General features: G+C 64.4%; 24 protein-coding genes and 2 tRNA genes. 14 read left to right on the forward strand and 12 right to left on the reverse strand.

All coding sequences use genetic code 11. The features are described 5' to 3' along the window. The first annotated feature begins 264 nt into the window (after positions 1–264). The 3 genes from RFM40_RS32515 (at position 265) to RFM40_RS32525 (ending at position 3,273) form a co-directional block, all read left to right on the forward strand. Positions 265–1,278, forward strand: coding sequence for an ABC transporter substrate-binding protein (locus tag RFM40_RS32515; RefSeq protein ID WP_430691759.1), 1,014 nt, complete (start codon positions 265–267; stop codon positions 1,276–1,278). Between the two features lie 250 nt (positions 1,279–1,528). Beyond that, entirely contained in the window at positions 1,529–2,383 is an 855-nt protein-coding gene (locus tag RFM40_RS32520; protein WP_320229549.1) for an ABC transporter ATP-binding protein, read from the forward strand. Between the two features lie 14 nt (positions 2,384–2,397). Next, positions 2,398–3,273 (forward strand): ABC transporter permease, encoded by an 876-nt coding sequence (locus RFM40_RS32525; protein ID WP_320229550.1) that lies wholly within the window; start codon positions 2,398–2,400, stop codon positions 3,271–3,273. Positions 3,274–3,289: 16 nt separating this feature from the next. Here RFM40_RS32525 and RFM40_RS32530 read toward each other — a convergent pair whose 3' ends face one another. Beyond that, positions 3,290–4,642: a sensor histidine kinase gene (locus RFM40_RS32530; protein ID WP_320229551.1), complete on the reverse strand. Its 1,353-nt coding sequence runs from the start codon at positions 4,640–4,642 to the stop codon at positions 3,290–3,292. A gap of 37 nt (positions 4,643–4,679) precedes the next feature. Beyond that, entirely contained in the window at positions 4,680–5,348 is a 669-nt protein-coding gene (locus RFM40_RS32535) for a response regulator (RefSeq protein WP_320229552.1), read from the reverse strand. 480 nt (positions 5,349–5,828) lie between these two features. On the opposite strand from RFM40_RS32535, the gene RFM40_RS32540 reads away from it, so the two are divergent. The 4 genes from RFM40_RS32540 to RFM40_RS32555 all read left to right on the forward strand — a co-directional run bounded on the left by RFM40_RS32540 (position 5,829) and on the right by RFM40_RS32555 (position 7,162). Next, positions 5,829–6,092, forward strand: a complete 264-nt coding sequence (locus RFM40_RS32540) for a DUF680 domain-containing protein (RefSeq protein WP_320229553.1) — start codon at positions 5,829–5,831, stop codon at positions 6,090–6,092. Positions 6,093–6,151: 59 nt separating this feature from the next. Next, the gene (locus RFM40_RS32545; protein ID WP_320229554.1) at positions 6,152–6,358 is read left to right on the forward strand and encodes a DUF680 domain-containing protein; all 207 of its coding nucleotides are present in this window, start codon (positions 6,152–6,154) and stop codon (positions 6,356–6,358) included. A 266-nt stretch (positions 6,359–6,624) separates the two neighbouring features. Further along, complete coding sequence (locus tag RFM40_RS32550) at positions 6,625–6,870, forward strand: DUF680 domain-containing protein (protein WP_320274721.1); 246 nt, start codon at positions 6,625–6,627, stop codon at positions 6,868–6,870. Between the two features lie 49 nt (positions 6,871–6,919). After that, positions 6,920–7,162: a DUF680 domain-containing protein gene (locus RFM40_RS32555; RefSeq protein WP_320229556.1), complete on the forward strand. Its 243-nt coding sequence runs from the start codon at positions 6,920–6,922 to the stop codon at positions 7,160–7,162. Positions 7,163–7,274: 112 nt separating this feature from the next. Here RFM40_RS32555 and RFM40_RS32560 read toward each other — a convergent pair whose 3' ends face one another. The 6 genes from RFM40_RS32560 to purM are packed head-to-tail and all read right to left on the reverse strand — an operon-like array spanning position 7,275 to position 10,540. Next, a complete protein-coding gene (locus RFM40_RS32560; RefSeq protein ID WP_320229557.1) occupies positions 7,275–7,784 on the reverse strand; it encodes a SixA phosphatase family protein in 510 nt (169 codons plus the stop codon). 3 nt (positions 7,785–7,787) lie between these two features. Further along, entirely contained in the window at positions 7,788–8,117 is a 330-nt protein-coding gene (locus RFM40_RS32565; RefSeq protein WP_320229558.1) for a hypothetical protein, read from the reverse strand. A gap of 12 nt (positions 8,118–8,129) precedes the next feature. Then, positions 8,130–8,423: a type II toxin-antitoxin system RelE/ParE family toxin gene (locus RFM40_RS32570; RefSeq protein ID WP_320229559.1), complete on the reverse strand. Its 294-nt coding sequence runs from the start codon at positions 8,421–8,423 to the stop codon at positions 8,130–8,132. A 3-nt stretch (positions 8,424–8,426) separates the two neighbouring features. After that, positions 8,427–8,702: a type II toxin-antitoxin system ParD family antitoxin gene (locus RFM40_RS32575; RefSeq protein ID WP_320229560.1), complete on the reverse strand. Its 276-nt coding sequence runs from the start codon at positions 8,700–8,702 to the stop codon at positions 8,427–8,429. A gap of 54 nt (positions 8,703–8,756) precedes the next feature. Continuing rightward, complete coding sequence (purN, locus tag RFM40_RS32580; RefSeq protein ID WP_320229561.1) at positions 8,757–9,464, reverse strand: phosphoribosylglycinamide formyltransferase; 708 nt, start codon at positions 9,462–9,464, stop codon at positions 8,757–8,759. Beyond that, positions 9,461–10,540, reverse strand: a complete 1,080-nt coding sequence (purM, locus tag RFM40_RS32585; protein WP_320229562.1) for a phosphoribosylformylglycinamidine cyclo-ligase — start codon at positions 10,538–10,540, stop codon at positions 9,461–9,463. Before purM ends, purN begins: the two co-directional genes overlap by 4 nt. Positions 10,541–10,929: 389 nt before the next feature. Between purM and RFM40_RS32590 the strand changes: the two genes are divergently transcribed. From RFM40_RS32590 to RFM40_RS32610, 5 genes are all read left to right on the forward strand, one after another. After that, complete coding sequence (locus tag RFM40_RS32590) at positions 10,930–11,502, forward strand: CDP-alcohol phosphatidyltransferase family protein (RefSeq protein WP_320229563.1); 573 nt, start codon at positions 10,930–10,932, stop codon at positions 11,500–11,502. Next, positions 11,459–12,652 carry an AI-2E family transporter gene (locus tag RFM40_RS32595; RefSeq protein ID WP_320229564.1) on the forward strand — a complete coding sequence of 398 codons (1,194 nt, stop codon included), beginning with the start codon at positions 11,459–11,461 and terminating at the stop codon, positions 12,650–12,652. Before RFM40_RS32590 ends, RFM40_RS32595 begins: the two co-directional genes overlap by 44 nt. A gap of 1 nt (position 12,653) precedes the next feature. Continuing rightward, positions 12,654–13,358 carry a DnaA regulatory inactivator HdaA gene (gene hdaA, locus RFM40_RS32600; RefSeq protein WP_320229565.1) on the forward strand — a complete coding sequence of 235 codons (705 nt, stop codon included), beginning with the start codon at positions 12,654–12,656 and terminating at the stop codon, positions 13,356–13,358. A 433-nt stretch (positions 13,359–13,791) separates the two neighbouring features. Next, the gene (locus RFM40_RS32605; RefSeq protein WP_320278988.1) at positions 13,792–14,049 is read left to right on the forward strand and encodes a type II toxin-antitoxin system Phd/YefM family antitoxin; all 258 of its coding nucleotides are present in this window, start codon (positions 13,792–13,794) and stop codon (positions 14,047–14,049) included. Then, a complete protein-coding gene (locus RFM40_RS32610; protein WP_320229567.1) occupies positions 14,046–14,429 on the forward strand; it encodes a type II toxin-antitoxin system VapC family toxin in 384 nt (127 codons plus the stop codon). Before RFM40_RS32605 ends, RFM40_RS32610 begins: the two co-directional genes overlap by 4 nt. Positions 14,430–14,542: 113 nt before the next feature. Here RFM40_RS32610 and RFM40_RS32615 read toward each other — a convergent pair whose 3' ends face one another. The 4 genes from RFM40_RS32615 to RFM40_RS32630 form a co-directional block, all read right to left on the reverse strand. Then, positions 14,543–14,869, reverse strand: coding sequence for a hypothetical protein (locus tag RFM40_RS32615; RefSeq protein WP_320229568.1), 327 nt, complete (start codon positions 14,867–14,869; stop codon positions 14,543–14,545). A gap of 377 nt (positions 14,870–15,246) precedes the next feature. Beyond that, positions 15,247–15,323: transfer RNA gene (locus RFM40_RS32620), tRNA-Pro, on the reverse strand. Positions 15,324–15,398: 75 nt separating this feature from the next. Then, positions 15,399–16,574, reverse strand: coding sequence for a flavin-containing monooxygenase (locus RFM40_RS32625; RefSeq protein ID WP_320278989.1), 1,176 nt, complete (start codon positions 16,572–16,574; stop codon positions 15,399–15,401). A 170-nt stretch (positions 16,575–16,744) separates the two neighbouring features. Further along, entirely contained in the window at positions 16,745–17,713 is a 969-nt protein-coding gene (locus RFM40_RS32630; protein WP_320229620.1) for an NAD(P)H-dependent oxidoreductase, read from the reverse strand. A gap of 309 nt (positions 17,714–18,022) precedes the next feature. Here RFM40_RS32630 and RFM40_RS32635 point away from each other — a divergent pair, with 309 nt between their 5' ends. Continuing rightward, positions 18,023–18,328 carry an ETC complex I subunit gene (locus RFM40_RS32635; protein WP_126084876.1) on the forward strand — a complete coding sequence of 102 codons (306 nt, stop codon included), beginning with the start codon at positions 18,023–18,025 and terminating at the stop codon, positions 18,326–18,328. Between the two features lie 57 nt (positions 18,329–18,385). Continuing rightward, positions 18,386–18,462: transfer RNA gene (locus RFM40_RS32640), tRNA-Arg, on the forward strand. Positions 18,463–18,538 lie beyond the last annotated feature (76 nt).

Here is an 18,538-nt window from a genome sequence, read left to right on the forward strand (position 1 = left end):
TCCGGTTCGAGGCTCAGTCGCTTCCATCGCACAAATCTCTGTCCGTGCAGATACAAGGGGCGGCGCCAACGCTGGTAATTGATCGCCCCTGACTCAAGTTGGAATCTTGAGCAAAATGCCCTGTAGATGGCTGAAAGCCAGCTGAAAGCTTGGGCATGCCATGACAGTTTTGTGGCGTTCGCCACGTGACCGGTCCGGGAGCGGCCGGCAAGGAGGAAATGCGGTGCAGCCTGGAGGGCGCGCCGCCCAGGTGGAGGAAGTTACGTGACCGGTTTCATCTCGAAGTGCATCTTGCGTTCGGCAGCGCTGACGCTTGCCATAGTCGCCACGGGTGCCACGGCGGCGTCGGCTGCCGACAAGATCACCATCATCGTCGGCGGCATGGAAAAACAGATCTATCTGCCGGCCGTGCTCACCCAGCAACTCGGCTACTTCAAGGATGAAGGGCTCGACGTCGAGCTGGTCAATTCGCGCGCCGGCGTCGAAGCCGAGAACGAATTGCTGGCGGGCGCCGTGCAGGGGGTCGTCGGCTTCTACGACCACACCGTCGACCTGCAGTCAAAGGGCAAATACATCCAGTCGATCGTCCAGTTCAGCCAGGCGCCGGGCGAGGTCGAACTGGTCTCTGCCAAGCACCCGGAGATCAAGTCGCCCGCCGACTTCAAGGGCGCGACGCTGGGCGTCACCGGCCTCGGCTCCTCGACCGATTTCCTGACCCAGTATCTGGCCGTGCGCAACGGCCTGAAGCCGGGCGACTACACGCTGCTTCCCGTGGGCGCCGGCAACACCTTCATCGCCGCCGTCAAGCAGGACCAGATCCAGGCCGGCATGACCACCGAGCCGACCATCGCCAAGCTGCTCCAGACCGGCGAGGCCAAGGTGTTGGTCGACATGCGCACACCCGAGAAGACCAAGGAAGCGCTGGGCGGCGACTATCCAGCGGCGTCCTTCTATGTCCAGTCCGCCTGGATCGAGAGCCACAAGGACGAGGCGCAGAAGCTCGCCAACGCCTTCGTCAAGACGATGAAATACATCGCCAGCCATTCGGCCGAGGAGATCGCCGACCAGATGCCGAAGGACTACTACGCCGGCAACAAGGACCTCTATGTGCAGGGCCTGGCCGGCGGCAAGGCGATGTTCACGCCCGACGGCCGCATGCCGGCCGATGGTCCGGAGACGGTGCTGAAAGTTCTGTCGACCTTCTCCAAGAGCCTGCAGGGAAAGCAGATCGACCTGTCGAAGACCTACACCACGGCATTCGTCGACGCCGCCAAGTAACGCCGATAGGCGAGGGCGGACCGTCCGGGTCGCCCCCGAGCAATTCCAGGGAAAAGTGTGAAGCGGTTTTTCCGTCCGGAATTGCGTCAACCAGGAGATGGAGCGGTTCGGTGAACCGCTCCAGAGAACAACGAGTTGCGCCGCCTGCCTGGATCAATTCGGCAGCGGCGCCTTTCCGGATGCTGATGCATGGCAAGCCTAAGGGGCTTGAGCCGCCGGCATCCTCGCACCATCGCCACAGGAGTATGCCATGCAGTTGCAAACCATGGCGGCCGAGAAGCTGTCTCAGGCCGCGCCGCCGGCCGATGCCGCAATCGCCATCGACGAGGTGACGTTGCGCTTCGTCACACCCGACGGTCACATGATGACGGCAATCCGCGATTTCACCATGACGGTGGCGCGCGGCGAGTTCGCCTGCGTCGTCGGGCCGACCGGCTGCGGCAAGTCGACGACGCTCAACCTCGTCACCGGACTGCTGCGCCCAACGACCGGCAATGTCCGCGTCATGGGCAATCCCGTCACCGAGATCAGCCGCGACATCGGCTTCGTCTTCCAGGCGGATGCGCTGTTTCCCTGGCGCAGCGTGATCGACAATGTCGCCGCCGGCCCGCTCTATCGCGGCACGCCGAAGGCCGAGGCCTATGAGCGGGCGCGCGACTGGATCGCCCGCGTCGGCCTTGCCCGCTTCGAGAAACACTATCCGCACCAGCTCTCGGGCGGCATGCGCAAGCGTGTGGCGCTGGCGCAAACCTTCATCAACCAGCCGAAGATACTGCTGATGGACGAGCCGTTCAGCGCGCTCGACATGCAGACCCGCACCGCCATGCAAGACGAGCTATTGGACCTGTGGTCGGAACTTAAATCCTCCGTCGTCTTCGTCACCCACGATCTCGAGGAAGCGGTGGCGCTGGCCGACAAGGTCTATGTTCTCACCGCCGGTCCCGGCACGGTGAAGAGCGTCTATCGCATCGACCTGCCGCGTCCGCGCGTCATGGCCGACATCCGCTACGATCAGAAATTCATCGAGATCGCCAAGGTGATCTGGAACGACCTGCGCGAGGAAGTGCAGCTCGGCCAGAGGCGTGGCCTACAGACCGGCCATTGAGAGGAGATACAGCCATGACCGTCATCTCTCCCACCTCTGACCAAGCCGCGCGCGCGACCTCGATCGTCGCTGCCGAAGCCCGGGCGAGGGCGCGGCTGCGCCGCCGCCATGCCCTGGTCATCGGCCTGCGGCTCGCGATCCTGATTTTTTTCCTCGCGCTCTGGGAACTCGGCGCCGACTACAACATCATTGACCCGTTCTTCTTCTCCAGCCCCTCCGGCATCTGGGAGCAGATCTGGTCCTGGGTCACCGAGGGCACCTCGCAGGGGCCGCTCTGGCTGCAGATCTACGTGACGCTGGAGGAAACCTTCCTCGGATTCGCCATCGGCGCCGTCGGCGGCATTGCAGCGGGCATCATCCTCGGCCGCAACAAGCTCCTGGCGGATGTCTTTTCGATTTACATCAAGATCGCCAACTCCGTGCCGCGCGTCGTGCTGGGCTCGGTCTTCATCATCGCGCTCGGCCTCGGCATGGCCTCCAAGGTGGCGCTGGCGGTGGTCATGGTGTTCTTCGTCGTCTTCGCCAACGCCTTCCAGGGCGTTCGCGAGGCCGACAGGGCGATGATCGCCAACGCCCAGATCCTCGGCGCCTCGCCGTACCAGATCACTCGCACCGTCATCATCCCCTCGGCGATGAGCTGGATCCTCGCCAGCCTTCACGTCAGCTTCGGCTTCGCGCTGGTCGGTGCCGTGGTCGGCGAGTTCCTCGGCGCCAAGCAGGGCATGGGTCTCTTGATCTCGACCGCGCAAGGCGCCTTCAACGCCAATGGCGTCTTCGCCGCCATGATCATCCTGGCGGTGATGGCGCTGGTGGTGGAGTTCATCATCACCCGCTTCGAGAACTATGTCGTCAAATGGCGGCCGGCGCCGTTCAACGAACAGGGGACCTGATCGGTCCGTCATCGGGTCACGCCAGCGGTAGCCGCACCTCGACCTTGAGCCCGCCGGCGGCGGCGTCGCCAAGCGCGACGCTGCCGCCGGCATTCTCGATCACCTCGCGCACGATGGCGAGGCCGAGTCCGCTGCCTTCCTCGGTGGCACCGGCCACGCGGTAGAAGCGCTCGAAGACCTGCTTCCGCTCCTCGGCCGGAATGCCGGGGCCGGTGTCGGTGACCGTCAGCACGCCCTCGCGATCGATCGCGGCCAGCTTGACGGTCACGGTGCCGCCGGCCGGCGTGTAGCGCAGCGCGTTGTCGACCAGGTTGACGATCATCTCGCGCAGCATGGTGCCGTCGCCGATGACCGGTACCGGGCCGGTTTCATCGAGGCCGAGGTCGATGTTGCGCTCGATCGCCTTCGGCGCATGCGTTTCCAGCACCTGGCGGGCGGCTTCGGTGAGGTCGATGCGGTCGGCGCGCGGCCGCCGGCTACCGGGCTCGGCGCGTGACAGGGTCAAGAGCTGTTCGGCAAGCCGCGCCAGCCGGCCGGAGCTTGCCTGCAAGGCGATGAGCGCTTCCTGGCGCTGGTCGGCGGCGCTTTCGCGCAGCGCATAGCTTGCCTGCGTCGACAAGAGCGCCAGCGGCGTGCGCAACTGATGCGCGGCATTGGCGATGAAGCGGCGCTGCGCCGCCATCTGCGCTCGCACGCGCTCCATATAGGCGTTGAGCGCATCGATCAACGGCCGGATCTCGCTTTGCGCGCCCGGCACCTCGACCGGGTCGAGATCGCTGCGGTCCGGCGAGCGCACCGCATCGCGCAGCCGGATGAGCGGCGCCAGCCCACGGCGCAGGCCAAGCAGCACGAACACGCCGGCAATCGCCACCAGCGCCAACTGCTGGGCGAAGGCGCTGAACCACAGCCGCCTCACCATCGCGTCGTGGCCGGCAAGCGTGACGCCGACGGTGACCTCGATCGGCGAATCCGCGCCAGCGCCGATCACGGCATGGCTGAGCGTTGCGAGGCGCAACGGGTGATCGCGATAGGAAGCCTCGATGCTGCCGCTCCGCGGCGCTTCGGGCAGGTCGGGATACCCGGTGAGCAGCCGGCCGTTCGCGGTCTCGACCCGGTAGTAGACGCTGTCGCGGTCGCCGGTATCGAACATCTCGATCGCCGCCGGCGGAATGGTAGCGTCGAGAACGCCGTCGGCCATCGCCACCTGCTCGGCGATCGCGCGCGCCGAGCCGACCAGCATGCGGTCGGTGACAAGGTCGGCGGTCGCCAGCGCGTTGCGCTGGCTGGTCCACAGGTTGACGGTCACCAACGCGGCCAGCGGCAGCACCACCCAGGCCAGCAATTGCAGGCGGAGGCTGCTAATCCTCATGGCGCCGAATCTTCATGTCGCCCAATCTTCATATCGCCTAGTCTTCATGGCGCAGCAGATAGCCGAGGCCGCGCAAGGTGGCGATCTGTACGCGCGAGCCTTCCAGCTTTTTGCGCAGGCGATGCACATAGATCTCGATGGCGCTGGGGTCGGCGTCGGTGTCGAAATCGTAGATCGCTGCCGACAGCGCCGCCTTGCTCACCGTGCGCCCGGCCTTGACCACCAATTGCTCCAGCACCGCATGCTCGCGCGGCGTCAGCGCCAGCATCTCGCCGCCGAGCGAGAACAGCCTGGTGTTGGTGTCGAAGACGAGGTCGCCGCAGGAAATGATAGGCGCCGTCCGGTCGTTGGCGCGGCGCAGCTGCACGCGGATGCGCGCTTCCAGTTCCTCGATCTGGAAGGGTTTTGCCAGATAGTCGTCGGCGCCTTCGTTGAGGCCCTTGACCCGGCCGTCGAGACTGGCATTGGCGGTGAGCACGATCACCGGCACGGGATTGCCGCGCGCCCTCAGCCGCTTCAGCACCTCCATGCCGCCCATGCGCGGCAGGGCAAGGTCGAGGATGATCAGCGCATGGTCGCCGGCCGCAAGCGCATGTTCGACATCCTCGCCGTCATGGACGACGTCGACGACATAGCTCGCCTGGCGCAGCGTCTTGCTCAGCCAATCGGCCAGTTCGCGATTGTCTTCGACAAGCAGGAGCCGCATCGTTGATCGCTGTTCAGGAATGCCTTTGTCCGATGGCGACGTCGGCTCGCAAGGTACGGCTGGCGGTCCCAACGGATGCTTGAAGACAATCGATAATATCGATCTGCCGGCAAGGCAAACGCTGGCTAAGACCCAGCCGGCGACCGGTTCAAGTCCAAATTCGCTCCGCCAGGAAATCAAACCGAACGGTTCGGTTCAATTTATGGTGACGGATCGTGTAATCTGAGTGAACGGCAGTTGGCCGTTCCGAGGGCCTATGTTTCGCAGCCGCCACAGTAAGCTATTGATATTAAAACATTAAAATGTGGCAGCTGCACTGTTCATGCGATTTCAAGGTCGAACCAGTTGGTTCGATTTGCACATTTTCGTGATTGGAAATGGCAACCGGGCCGACCCATTTCGGGGTGGTCCGAGCGACGCGAATTTCCATTACGGCACGCCACTAGACGGACACGACTTTTGAAATCTGGAGTATCTAAAATGAACAAGATTGCTCTTACCGCTGCGGCCCTTCTCATTGCCACGGGCAGCGCCTTTGCCGGCAGCGACCATTATGGTTCCGACAATGTCAACCAGCCGACCGCCAACCAGTCGGCCGTGGCCCAGTCCGGCGACAACATCGACCGCACTCCCACGGCTTCGATCCGCAGGCCGGTCGAGCACCGCCAAGAGTTCACCCGCGGGTTCAGGTTGACGCCCGAACAGGTCCAGCCGGAATCCGGCCAGGGCATCTGGGGCCGCTAAGGCGGCCTCCGCCCAAAGTGGCCCAATCCGATCTAACCCTCAAATCCGGAGTAACTGAAATGACTAAGATCGCTCTTACCGCCGCCGCCCTTCTCGTCGCCACGGGTGTCGCTTTCGCCGGCTCCGACAACTACGGCTCGGCCAACGCCAACCAGCCGGCCGCTTCGGTCGACACCTCGATCACCGCTTCGGTCAAGAAGTCGGTTGCGAATGTCCAGAAGCCGCTGACCCAGGGCGCCGACCGCGACCTGTTCGGCAACCACTGAACGGTTCCGATCCTCGATAGACCTCAAAGCGGCGGGCTTGCCCCGCCGTTTTGCTTTGTAGAGCGGCTATGGGTCGGCCTGAATCGGCCAGGCAGCAGTTCCTTCCAACCCATTGTTCAAGATGAGCTTTCGAGGCGAGGGTTCGGCCGCTGTGGCGAAGAAGAGATTTCGCCCGGGAATAAAACCGGGCCGTTCCGGGTCTTGTCGGCAGCGGGGCCATCCTCCCAAGGCGCCGCCGATGAAACGACAGGACAAGGAACACTGAGATGACCAGGATCGCATTCGTCGCCGCCGCCATGCTCGTCGCTGCCATGGGCAGCGCCTCTGCCGGCAGCGACCATTATGGCGCCGACGGCGCCAACCAGCCGACCGCCGGTGTCGATCACATGATGACCACCTCGATCCGCGTGCGGGACATGGCGCATCACCAGGCTGCGGCAACAGCCGGATCCGACGAGACCGCCGCCGACATCATCGCCCGGCACAACGACGACGGCCTCTGGGGTCGCTGACACCGCGTCTCCCGTCTCCTTCACAACTCATTGACAAGGAATCACCGAAATGACCAGGATCGCTCTCACCGCTGCTGCCATGCTTCTCGCCATCGGTTCTGCCTTTGCAGGCAGCGACCACTATGGCGCGAACAATGCCAATCAGCCGACCGCCGGCGTCGACCGCGGCCTCACCGCCTCGGTGCGCAAGCACGAGGCCGCCAAGCCAGCCAATGTCGACACCTCGATGACGACCGGATCGTCGCCGTCGCAGGCCTGGCCGGATCCGGGGCAGGGCATCTGGGGCAATTGATCTCGCCTCCTGAACTGCCAATGCCGGCGGGCTTGCCCGCCGCCATTTGTTTCGCAGATCACCCAGGCTGGCGTTCCTGTCCCGCCGACCTGTGCAGCCGCACACCAGGCTTCTACCCCAAATCCTTCGGCCTGACGCAATGCGTCAGCCGGGCGCCGCCGAAATCGAGGTTCGCCCAATCATCCTTCACGGCAAACCGCGCCAGCGCTGCGGTCGGGAATTTCGCTTCGACCTTCTTGAACACATCGGCATCCGAGCCGGCGCCGGCGAGCCTGAGCACGAAATTCTGCAGGCCGGGATTGTGGCCGATCACGATCAGGCTGCTGGCCTTCGCCTGCCGCACGCGCGCCAGGATGGCGGCCGGCGCCGCCTCGTAGAGCTCGTCCGCGAATTCCGCCGGCACGTGCTTCGGCAGTTCCTGAGCGACCAGCCGCCAGGTGTCGCGGGTGCGCAGCGCCGGCGAGACCAGCGCGAGCTTCGGCAGCCAGCCGCGCCGCGAAAGCTCGCGCCCCATCAGCGGCGCCGTCTTCAGCCCGCGTGGGGCAAGAGGACGGTCGAAATCCTCAAGCTTGGGATCGTCCCAACTCGACTTGCCATGACGCAGGATAAGCAGTTGTCTCATCGTTCAGGACCAGGGAATCTCGGCGTTGAAATCCTTGCCATATCCGCCACCATATTTCGTCCCTGCTGCGGCATCAAAGGTCGCTACCAGCATGCCGAAGACGAACAGGCCCACACGCTGTTCGCTGCCGTCCCACCTGACGGCGACATCTGCTTCGGTGATGGCCCATTGCCCCGACCTGACATGTATTACATCGAGAATCGAGCCGGCCGTCTCGCCTTCCGCCCTATACAGGTAGAAATGCGCTATGGCCTCTTGCGGCCCGGTGTCCTCATATTCGAAGACACCTGCGAGATCGCCTTTCGTCCGGATCGCGCTGTCGAAAATCTCCAAGACTATGCTTCCTTAGAGTAGAGTCGAGAGATCGCGCGCGCCGTGCACGATACGCACGACCTCGATCCGTTCCTCGGCATGCCTGTAGAGAATAAGGTAGTTACTGATGGTCAGCGCACGCGTGTCGGCCCCGATATCGGGTCTTCGCGGTCCGGATTCGGGGAAGACGGCAAGCTGCAGAATGCGTTCTGTGATCGCATCCAAAAAATGATCGGCCGCACGCGGGCTATCCTTGGCAATGGAAAGCCAAATATCTGTCAGGTCATTTTCAACCGCCGGACTGCGGATGATCGGCAGACCGGCCATGGGCTATTTCTTGGCAGCGTCGATGAGGCGGCCCCGGGCCTTCCGCTTGATGTCCTCGATATCAAAAGGAACAAATGGGCCGCTCTCCAGTCCCTCTGTCCAGGCCCTGCGCAGCCGCTCCACTTCGGCTTCGCGGAGCGGTTGACGCAAGCGCCACTCGCGCAGCGCCTCGCGAATGACCTCGCTCGCCGAGCCATAGCGACCGCTATCGACGGCGTCTCTGACCATCTCCAGAAGTTCCGGCGAAAGCGCAACGCTTACTTTTTCGACTGTCGCCATAGAGCTGTCTCCTCAGGGAGATGGTAGCAATTATTGCTACCATACTCAAGGACGCTACGGCGTGATCCGCGCCAGCTGCTCGAGGTCGGTCTCCTCGCGCATCGGGTCCGGCGCCATCACCACCGAGGTGGCGTTTTCGGCGTCGTCGGCGAAATGGGCAAGCACGGTGTGGCCCTTTTCCATCTGCGCCTTACCCTCGGCGACCAGCCCCAGCGCCAGCGGGTAGAGCCGGTGCTCCACCTTCAGCACTCGCGCGGCAAGCGTGTCCTCATTGTCGCCGACCATCACCGGCACGGCGGCCTGGGCGATGATCGGGCCGTCATCCATCTCGGGCGTGACGAAATGTACCGAGCAGCCATGGATGCGCACACCGGCGCGTATGGCGCGCGCATGCGTGTCCAGCCCCTTGAAGGCCGGCAGCAGGGCAGGGTGGATGTTGATCATGCGGCCTTGCCATTTTTCGACAAGGCCACGGCCGAGGATGCGCATATAGCCGGCCAAAGCCACGATCTCGGCACCGAAGCCGGTCAGTGTGGCGTCGATCGCCTCGTCATATGCGTCCTTGCTCGGATGGTCGGCGCGCTGGATGACCTTGGTGGCGATGCCGCGCGACTGCGCGATCCCGAGCCCGGCGGCGTTCGCCCGGTCGGAAATCACGCCGACGATCTCGGCCGGATAGGTCGGGTCGGACGCAGCCGCAATCAGCGCCGTCATGTTGGAGCCGCGCCCCGAGATCAGGACGACCGTGCGTTTCCTGCTCATAGGCCGATCGAGCCTCGATAGATGACGCCGGCGTCGCGGCGCGGCACGATGCGGCCGATTGGCGTCACCGTCTCGCCGGCTTCCTGCAGCACCGCCGCAACCTGCGCCGCCTGGCCGGAAGCGACGGCCAGGATCATGCCGATGCCGCAGTTGAAGGTGCGCATCATCTCTTCCGGCGCGACGCCGCCGGTCTTGGCCAGCCACGAAAACACCGGCGGCACGTCGATCGCCTCGAGGTCGAGCTCGGCCGAAAAATCCTTGGGCAGCACGCGCGGGATGTTTTCCGGAAAACCGCCGCCGGTGATGTGGGCCAGCGCCTTGATGCCATGCGTGTTGCGGATCGCCTTCAGGATCGACTTCACATAGATGCGCGTCGGCTCGAGCAGCGCTTCGGCGAGGCTCAGCTCCTCGTTGAATGGCGCCGGATCGGCCCAGCCCAGCCCGCTCGCGGCGACGATCCGGCGCACTAGCGAAAAGCCGTTGGAATGGAGCCCCGAGGAGGCGAGACCGAGCAGCACGTCGCCCTCGACGATGTCGTCGGTCGGAAGCAACTGGCCGCGCTCGGCCGCGCCCACGGCGAAGCCGGCGAGGTCGTAGTCCTTGTCGCGATACATGCCGGGCATCTCGGCCGTCTCGCCGCCGATCAGCGCGCAGCCGGCCTGCCGGCAGCCCTGCGCGATGCCGCCGACGATCGAAGCGCCCTGGTCGGGATCGAGCTTGCCGGTGGCGAAATAATCGAGGAAGAACAGCGGCTCCGCGCCCTGCACGACGATGTCGTTGACGCACATGGCGACGAGGTCGATGCCGATCGTGTCGTGCTTGCCGGAATCGATGGCGATCTTGAGCTTGGTGCCGACGCCGTCATTGGCCGCGACCAGCACCGGGTCGGTGAAGCCGGCTGCCTTCAAGTCGAACAGGCCGCCGAAGCCGCCGATCTCGCCATCGGCGCCCGGCCGGCGCGTCGCGCGCACCAGCGGCTTGATCTTCTCGACCATCAGGTTGCCGGCATCGATATCGACGCCCGCCTCGGCATAGGTGAGCCCGTTCTTGCGCTTGGCCTTATCGCCGTTGCTCATCTTCGGCTCGTCCCTGTTTCCATTGCGGGCTCTTCGCATGAATGGTTTCGGGGAGCAAGGATGACGCGCAGGTGAGGGGGATTGTTCCCGGGAAAAGCGGTGATTGGCGAAGGCCGGGACGACGGCAAATCTCCCCCCTTGTGTGGGAGATGTCCGGCAGGACAGAGGGGGGCGCTGTCCCTCCAGCCTATCAGGGAAACGTCTGCTCAAAATTCCTAGACTGCCTTCGACCATTTTTTTTGCCAATCTCGAACGTGGGCGTTCCTTCGCGCCCCCCTCTGGCCTGCCGGCCATCTCCCCCACGAGGGGGGAGATCAGCAGCTTCCTCCCTTGCGCGTCCCTCTCATCTCCATCATCTATTTCCAAAACACGCCACGACGGGACATCACGTGACCATACCCAACATGATCACGATCATGCGGCTGCTGCTGGTGCCCGCGGTGGTGCTGGCGATGCTGCAGGCGCGTTGGGACTGGGCCTTTGCCGGCTTCCTTGTCGCCGGCCTCTCCGACGGCGTCGACGGCTTCATCGCCCGCCGCTATCAGTTGTCCTCGCGGCTCGGCGCCTATCTCGACCCGATCGCGGACAAGCTTCTCCTGGTCTCGGTGTTCATCGTCATGGGCTTTGCCGGCGAGCTGCCGCTCTGGCTTGTCGTGACCATGGTGTCGCGCGATGGGCTGATCATCTGCGCCGTTCTATTGTCCAGCGTGATGGCGCATCCGGTCGAGATGAAGCCGCTCTTCGTGTCCAAGATGAACACCGCCGTGCAGATCGCGCTGGCGGCGCTGGTGCTGGGCGAGCTTGCCTTTTCCGTCCATCTCGATCCGCTCCGGCCGGCGCTCATATTGCTGTCCGGGGTCTTGACCGTGGCTTCGGCCGCGGCCTATCTCGTGGCCTGGCTAAGGCATATGAGCGGCTATGGCGAAGGCTCCCAGAACGGCAGTTCCAAGACGGGCACCTGACAGCGAAGCCTGGACGGCCGCGGCATCGACCGCGTTGCGCCGCCAGATCGCGTTCTGGCTGATCGTCGCCGTGCTTCTAGCACTGTTCCTCTACGTCTTCTCGGGCATCCTCCTGCCCTTCGTCGCCGGCATGGTGCTGGCCTATTTCCTCGATCCGGTCGCCGATCGACTGGAGCGGCTGGGGCTTTCCCGGCTGATGGCGACCGTGGTGATCCTCATCGCCTTCATCGTCGTCGTCGTGCTCGCCTTCGTCATCCTGGTGCCGGTGCTGGCGACCCAGATGGCCGATTTCGCCCGCAAGCTGCCGGAATATCTCACGCGCCTGCAGTCGCTGATCACCAGCTTCGACCCGAAATGGCTGGAGCAGCGTTTTGGCGTCAACGCCGCCGGCCTGCGCGACGGGCTGAACTCGCTGCTCACCTCCGGCTTCAGCCTGTTGACCACGGTCTTCACCTCGATCTGGAGCTCTGGCGTGGCGCTGGTCTCGGTCGTCAGCCTCTTCGTCGTCACCCCGGTCGTCGCGTTCTACATGCTGCTCGATTGGGACCGCATGGTGGCCGTGGTCGACAGCTGGGTGCCGCGCGACTATGTCGAAACCGTCAGAGCGCTCGCCCGCGACATCAACACCGCCACAGCCGGCTTCGTGCGCGGGCAGGGCACGCTCTGCCTTGTGCTCGGCGGCATGTACGCCACCGGCCTGACGCTGACCGGGCTGAACTTCGCCATCCTCATCGGCTTCTTCGCCGGGCTGATCTCCTTCATCCCTTATGTCGGCTCGCTGACAGGGCTGGTGCTTGCCGTTGGCGTCGCCTTCGTCCAATTCTGGCCCGACTGGACGATGATCGTGGCGGTGGCCTGCGTGTTCTTCGTCGGCCAGTTCATCGAGGGCAACATCCTGCAGCCGCGGCTGGTCGGCAAAAGTGTCGGCCTGCATCCGGTCTGGCTGATGTTCGCGCTGTTCGCCTTCGGCGCGCTGTTCGGCTTCGTCGGCCTTTTGATCGCGGTGCCGGCTTCGGCGGCCATCGCGGTGCTGGTGCGCTTTGCGATTTCCCGCTATCTGGAATCGCCGCTTTACAAGGGCCATGCCACCGAGCCCACGCCGCCGCTGCCGGCGGATCGCGGCGGCGGCCATCGTTCGCCGCGTGGCTGAAATGTCCGATGATAGATCCGGTCCGCCGCGCCAACTGCCGCTCGACCTCGGCCACGGCACCGGCTATTCGCGCGACGAGCTCGTCGTCTCCGGCACGAACGCTGAGGCCGCGGCGCTTGTCGACCGCTGGCCGGGCTGGCCCTCGCACGTGGTGGTGCTGGCCGGCCCTCCGGGTTCCGGCAAGACGCACCTTGCCCAAATCTGGCAGACACACGCCGATGCGGTGGCCATCGATCCCGACAGGATCGGCGAGCACATCGCCGGCCTTGGCGCCACGCCCGCGCTCATCGACGACATCGACAGGGGGCCGATCGACGAGCAAGGCTTGTTCCACCTGATCAACACCGTGCGCGGCGCCGGCTCCACGCTGCTTTTGACGGCGCGGCGTTTTCCCTCCGCCTGGCGCGTCGTGTTGCCCGACCTCATCTCGCGGCTGAAGGCGGCGGCGACAGTCGAGATACACGAGCCGGACGACCTGCTGCTCGCCGGCGTCATCACAAAGCTGTTCGCCGACCGCCAGGTCGAGGTCGAGCAGCATGTCGTGCAATATCTGGTGCGGCGCATCGAGCGTTCGCTGGCGACCGCGATGCGGGTCGTCGAACGCCTCGACCGCGCCGCGCTCGAACGCAAGACGCCGATCACCCGCGCTCTCGCAGCCGAAACCGTCAGCGCCATGGACGAAGGGCAGGGCGAGTTCGATATTTAGCTCCCCTCCTTCTCCCCTTCTTGTGGGAGAAGGTGTCGCCGAAGGCGACGGATGAGGGGGGTTGGACGGAGCTGTGCGTTTGAAGCCAGGTGCTTTCGGCGCCTATCGGTAGAAGTCGCGTTTCTTCCAACACCCTCATCCGTCTCGGCGCTGCGCGCCGATCCGCCTTCTCCCACAACAAGGGGAGAAGGGAAGGCCGCCAATCGCTGTCCCATTCCGGGACGATCCTGCTGGCATCCATCTTGCAACGCACGAAATGCCGGTTGATCCCGGTCCCGATCGCGTTCCAGATCGGGTTGTAGGCTCGCCGGGCTCGAGGTTGTTGGGGGCTCGCCCGGCGGGTTTACTTGCCCCCCGTGCCGCGGATTGAAATGGACCGTAAGATGGTCTATTGCTTCAAGAATGGACCAGACAATGGTCCGTCGGAGCGACCATGCAGATATCCGTGACAGAGGCTAAGGGGCAACTGACCGAGCTGGTGCGCCGTGCCGAGGCCGGCGACGAGGTCATCCTGACCCGTCACGGCCATGCGGCCGTACGCCTGGTTCCAGTGCGGCCCGCACCGGACAGGAAAGGGCGGCGGACCTTGTTGGAGGCCGCCCGGACCGCCGGCGCGGCCAAGGCCAATGCCGGCCCGTCCGCCGCACGCAGCCAGGACTTCCTCTACGGCGACGACGGCTTGCCGGAATGATTGCGGTTGATACGTCTGCGTTGATGGCCGTCGTCCTCGACGAACCAGAGGCAGGCGCCTGCATCGCGGCGCTCGAAACAGAGGATAGCCTTTTGATTTCGGCGGGAACCGTGGCCGAACTGCTGATCGTTGCAGCAAGGCGAGGGGTGGCGGAAGAAGTGTCGGCTTTGATCGACGGGCTCGGCTTCGAGATCGCGCCGGTGACGGAGGGCGCCGCGCGTCGCATTGCCGAGGCCTACGCGCAATGGGGCAAGGGCATTCACGCGGCGGCTCTCAATTTCGGCGACTGCTTTGCCTATGAGGTGGCGAAGGATCGCGGCTGCCGGCTACTCTATGTCGGCGACGATTTTTCGAAGACCGACATCGAAAGTGCCTTTTAAAGCATGTCTCCCGAAAGTGGGCCCGGTTTCGGGACGAAGACATGCTTAAAATCAAGAACCTGAAGCAGGTCGCGTGAATCCTTTTTCACGCGACCTGCTTTAGAGTTCGCGGCTCAGCCCGTATTGCCATGGCTGGCGAGCAGGCGCAGCACCTGCACGTTCTTCGGCAGTTCGATCAGGAATTCCGCGTCGCGATCGAGATGGTGGACCTCGGTCGGACCGCCGCCGGTGAAGCGTCCCATTGCCTCGATGCTCTCCCAATAGGAGATCGTCACGAACTCCGAATAGGTCGGCGTGTCCTCGCGAAACGTCTGGACACCGAGCGCCTTTTCGATCAGCGGCTTGATGCCGACCTCGTAATTATAGGTTTCATAGGCGTCGGCCTTCTCGGGCAAGGTTCTGCCGCGCCAGATGCGCGCGATGGTCGGGGTGTCAGCCATGGCAATAAAACTTGCAAAGGCTGGGCAGGGTTCCCCGCCCAAAGAATGACGCCAAGGCGCAAGACTGCGGCGCAGCCGGCGGATCCGCCCATCCTCAGCCCTGCCGCAGCGCCTGCCGCAGCTGGCGCAGCTGCCGTCGCCACCACGGCTTTGGCTTGCGCGGGATAAGAACCATCTTGCCGGCGCGGATAAGGGGCGACCACAGGTCGCGCGGCATCCCAGGTCAGGCGCCGCCTGGTGACATCGACCGCCACGATGATATCGGTTTTGGCTATCCAATCGTCCCGGTCGAGGATAGCGACGACCACGGCCGAACCTTTCTGGCCAGGCCTGAGCTGCGCCGGCTGCCCGACCCGCATGTGGAATGCTGAGAAAACTGGTCGGAGTGGCGTGATTCGAACACGCGACCCCCTGATCCCAAATCAGGTGCGCTACCAGGCTGCGCTACACTCCGACGCTCGCGGCGTATAGGGTTCCGTGGCCCGGAAGGCAACCCAAAATCGGAAGCTTCACACGCAGAAATGGCGCCTCAGCGCTTTCGCCCGGCAATCCTGCGGGCGATCGCCGCACCCTGGATGCGGGCGTTGGCGAAGCAGCCGCGAATGCTCGGCCGCATACCGGTGAACCAGAGGCCCGGCAATTTCGGATCGCTGGCCGCTCCGTTGAACAGCGGCACGCCCTTGGCGTCGAGCACGCCGAGCCTGCCCACCATCGTTTCCAGTCCGGTGCGATAGCCGGTGGCGGCAATGACGATGTCGGGCGCGATCGCCTGGCCGTTTTCGAGAACGACGCTGTCGTGCCTGAATTCCTTGACCTGCGGCACGACGATGATGCGGCCGGCCTTGATCGCATCGACCGCGCCGTCGTCGGCGGCGATCGCCGTATAATCCGAGCCGAGGCGGCTGGCGCCGCCCGACGGGGCAGGGGGCAGTCCGAATTTCTTGAGGTCGCCGAAGACCAGCCGCTGCGTCGCCGCCATCACCGCGTCAGCCAGCCTGGCCGGCAGGCTCGCCATGACGGGCGAGAAGCGATGCACGGCGACCTTGCCGATGCGCTTGGGCAAGAGCGAAGGCCCATTGCGCGCTGCGAGCCACATCTGCCCCGTCTCGGAGCCGGAAAGATGGTTGAGCGCATCGAAGCCGGAATTGCCGGCGCCGACCACCAGCACTTTTTTCCCGGCATAATTTCCCGCCCGGCCGAAATGCGCCGAATGGATGATCTTGCCCGAAAAATCCTTCATGCCTTTCCAGGCCGGGATGAAGGGCTGCCGGTCGCGCCCCGTGGCGATCACCACATGCCGTGCCGCGCGCGGCCCCATGCTGGTCTTGACCAGCCAGTGGTCGCCGCGGAATTCGATATCCTCGACGATGACGCCAAAGGCGATCGGCAGGCGGTGCGTCTGGGCGAAATCGTTGAAGAGGCGGATCACCGCGCTGCGGTGCGGAAAGGCAGGCGTGCCTATCGGAAAGGAAACGCCGGGCAGCGTCGAGAGGTCGCGATGCGTGTTGAGATGCAGGTTCTCATGGCGGCGGTGCCAGGGCTCGGCCAGCCGTCCCTCACGCTCGAGGATCTCGGTGGCGATCCCGGCCTCGATCAATGCGTACGCCGCCGCCAATCCCGCCGCACCGGCGCCGATCACGATAGCGCCTTCGAGGATCGCCGGCTCGCCGGTCCAATCCGACGAGATTTCCGCTTCTATGCCCATTTTTGTCTTTATCGTCGTCATGGCGGTCAGATGCCACGACCGTGTATCCGACATATGCCGCCGACAAGGCAATGGGAATAGACCCCCGTTGCAAAGAGCCCCCGGCATTGTGTCGCGGGCTTGATTGAGCGGCTATTTGCAGGCCGGCATCACCTGGATATCAATGCGCCTTAGTGAGCCGGGTCGGCGTGGCGGTGGACCAGCTTGAAGGCGCCGTCCTCCAGCCGGAACACCTCCGTCACCCGCAAGGTCATCTCGGCGGGTTGGCCGTTCTTGCCCATGCGGGCCTTCGCATGCTGCAGTCCGGTCCAGAAGGCGAGGTCGCCGCTCGCTGAGGCTTGCAGCACCTCGAGGTCGGTGCTGCCGCCTTCGTGGAAGCTCGCGGCGTCGCGCTCGTAGCGGCCGGCGACGGCGTTTGCGCCTTCGAGATGATCGCCGCGCGGCGAAAAGAAGGTGGCCGGCTCGCTATTCGTCACGATCGCCTTCAGCGATGTGGCGTTGCCATTGACATAGTCCTCGGCGATCTTCTCGCGTTGTTTCATGAAGGCGTCGAAGGACGAGCCGCCGGGCCGCACGGTTCTGATCCAGATCTCCAGGGCGCCCATGAAATTCTCCAGGAAGGCGGCGGTGTCGCCGTTTTTCACCGCGCCGTTGGCGTCGAGCAGCTCTGCGGCATTGCCGATATAGGCCTCCGGCTGCTGCATCACCGGCATGTCGAGGAAGACGAAGGTCTGCCTGAGCGCATGGTTGGAACCGAATGCGCCGATCTTGCTCGGGCTGACGCTGACGACGCCGGCGGGCAGGCCCTTGAAGACGTTTCTGCCATGGGGACGCGAGCCGACATCGAGCGCGTTCTTCAGGCCGCCGGGGATCGAACGGTTGTATTCGGGCGTCACGAACAGCACTGCGTCGCACTCCCTGATGGCGGCGCGGAACGCCGACCAGGCGGCGGGCGGCGTGTCGCTGTCCAGATCCTCGTTGTAGAGGGGCAGCTGGCCGATCTCGATGAAGCGGCAACGCAGCGAGTCCGGCGCGCGGGCAGCCAGCGCCTTGGCGATCTTGCGGCTGAAGGACTGGGCGCGCAGGCTGCCGACAAGCACGGCCAGCTGCAGGACGGGATGTTCGGTTGTCTTGGTCATGGCGGAGTGTCCAGGCTTGTTGAAGAGGAATGGCGACGCTTTGTGACCTCGGCGGCCTTGCAAGCCGTCATCCAATGGCCGGGGCGGCTGGTCGCCTGACCTTCCGTTAATGTCAGGGCCGGCGCGAGGTTCCCGCCATATCAGACATGACCATTTGCCGGCTGTGACCACCTGCTGGGCCATCGCCGCTTGCGGGCGGCGCCGTTGCACAGTATTGACGGATTGGCGCGCGGCCTCAGGCTCCAACCCGGCTTTTCGGACGCGCGCCACGAAAAAGGTGCCCGGTCGTCGGGCGGCAACGAGGTGGTCATGTCCGCGCGCATTTTCAGCCCAGCCAAAACCGCGATGCAGTCCGGCAAGGCCAAGACCGGCCATTGGGTGCTGGAGTTCGATCCGGCCCAGCGCAAGAAGATCGACCCGCTGATGGGCTACACCACCTCTGGCGACATGCTGAGCCAGGTGCGGCTCACCTTCGATACGAAGGAAGAGGCGGTTGCCTACGCCGAGAAGCAGGGCATCGCCTTCCGCGTTGAGGAGCCGAAGGAGACGAAGCGCCGGCAGATTTCCTATTCGGACAATTTCCGCTATGACCGCAGGACGCCCTGGACGCACTAACCCCTTTGGTCGAGCGTCCCTCGGCGTAGTGGTATCAGCCGGCCCCGGCCGGCCAGCGGTCCCGTAGCTCAGCTGGATAGAGCACCGGCCTTCTAAGCCGATGGTCGCAGGTTCGAATCCTGCCGGGATCGCCATTTTGAGCATGTCCGACCCGGAGACATAGGTAACAGATCGTACCTAAGACATGGGTGACAACCTCGTGCCGAACGG

The sequence above is a fragment of the Mesorhizobium captivum genome, from assembly GCF_033977165.1.
GTDB lineage: Bacteria > Pseudomonadota > Alphaproteobacteria > Rhizobiales > Rhizobiaceae > Mesorhizobium > Mesorhizobium captivum.

Coding starts and splice junctions, on each gene's coding strand:
- RFM40_RS32520 (WP_320229549.1), top strand. CDS start 1,529: ATGCAGTTGCAAACCATGGCGGCCGAGAAGCTGTCTCAGGCCGCGCCG.
- RFM40_RS32525 (WP_320229550.1), top strand. CDS start 2,398: ATGACCGTCATCTCTCCCACCTCTGACCAAGCCGCGCGCGCGACCTCG.
- RFM40_RS32530 (WP_320229551.1), bottom strand. CDS start 4,642: ATGAGGATTAGCAGCCTCCGCCTGCAATTGCTGGCCTGGGTGGTGCTG.
- RFM40_RS32535 (WP_320229552.1), bottom strand. CDS start 5,348: ATGCGGCTCCTGCTTGTCGAAGACAATCGCGAACTGGCCGATTGGCTG.
- RFM40_RS32540 (WP_320229553.1), top strand. CDS start 5,829: ATGAACAAGATTGCTCTTACCGCTGCGGCCCTTCTCATTGCCACGGGC.
- RFM40_RS32545 (WP_320229554.1), top strand. CDS start 6,152: ATGACTAAGATCGCTCTTACCGCCGCCGCCCTTCTCGTCGCCACGGGT.
- RFM40_RS32550 (WP_320274721.1), top strand. CDS start 6,625: ATGACCAGGATCGCATTCGTCGCCGCCGCCATGCTCGTCGCTGCCATG.
- RFM40_RS32555 (WP_320229556.1), top strand. CDS start 6,920: ATGACCAGGATCGCTCTCACCGCTGCTGCCATGCTTCTCGCCATCGGT.
- RFM40_RS32560 (WP_320229557.1), bottom strand. CDS start 7,784: ATGAGACAACTGCTTATCCTGCGTCATGGCAAGTCGAGTTGGGACGAT.
- RFM40_RS32570 (WP_320229559.1), bottom strand. CDS start 8,423: ATGGCCGGTCTGCCGATCATCCGCAGTCCGGCGGTTGAAAATGACCTG.
- RFM40_RS32575 (WP_320229560.1), bottom strand. CDS start 8,702: ATGGCGACAGTCGAAAAAGTAAGCGTTGCGCTTTCGCCGGAACTTCTG.
- purN (WP_320229561.1), bottom strand. CDS start 9,464: ATGAGCAGGAAACGCACGGTCGTCCTGATCTCGGGGCGCGGCTCCAAC.
- purM (WP_320229562.1), bottom strand. CDS start 10,540: ATGAGCAACGGCGATAAGGCCAAGCGCAAGAACGGGCTCACCTATGCC.
- RFM40_RS32595 (WP_320229564.1), top strand. CDS start 11,459: ATGGCGAAGGCTCCCAGAACGGCAGTTCCAAGACGGGCACCTGACAGC.
- hdaA (WP_320229565.1), top strand. CDS start 12,654: ATGTCCGATGATAGATCCGGTCCGCCGCGCCAACTGCCGCTCGACCTC.
- RFM40_RS32605 (WP_320278988.1), top strand. CDS start 13,792: ATGCAGATATCCGTGACAGAGGCTAAGGGGCAACTGACCGAGCTGGTG.
- RFM40_RS32610 (WP_320229567.1), top strand. CDS start 14,046: ATGATTGCGGTTGATACGTCTGCGTTGATGGCCGTCGTCCTCGACGAA.
- RFM40_RS32615 (WP_320229568.1), bottom strand. CDS start 14,869: ATGGCTGACACCCCGACCATCGCGCGCATCTGGCGCGGCAGAACCTTG.
- RFM40_RS32625 (WP_320278989.1), bottom strand. CDS start 16,574: ATGGGCATAGAAGCGGAAATCTCGTCGGATTGGACCGGCGAGCCGGCG.
- RFM40_RS32630 (WP_320229620.1), bottom strand. CDS start 17,713: ATGACCAAGACAACCGAACATCCCGTCCTGCAGCTGGCCGTGCTTGTC.
- RFM40_RS32635 (WP_126084876.1), top strand. CDS start 18,023: ATGTCCGCGCGCATTTTCAGCCCAGCCAAAACCGCGATGCAGTCCGGC.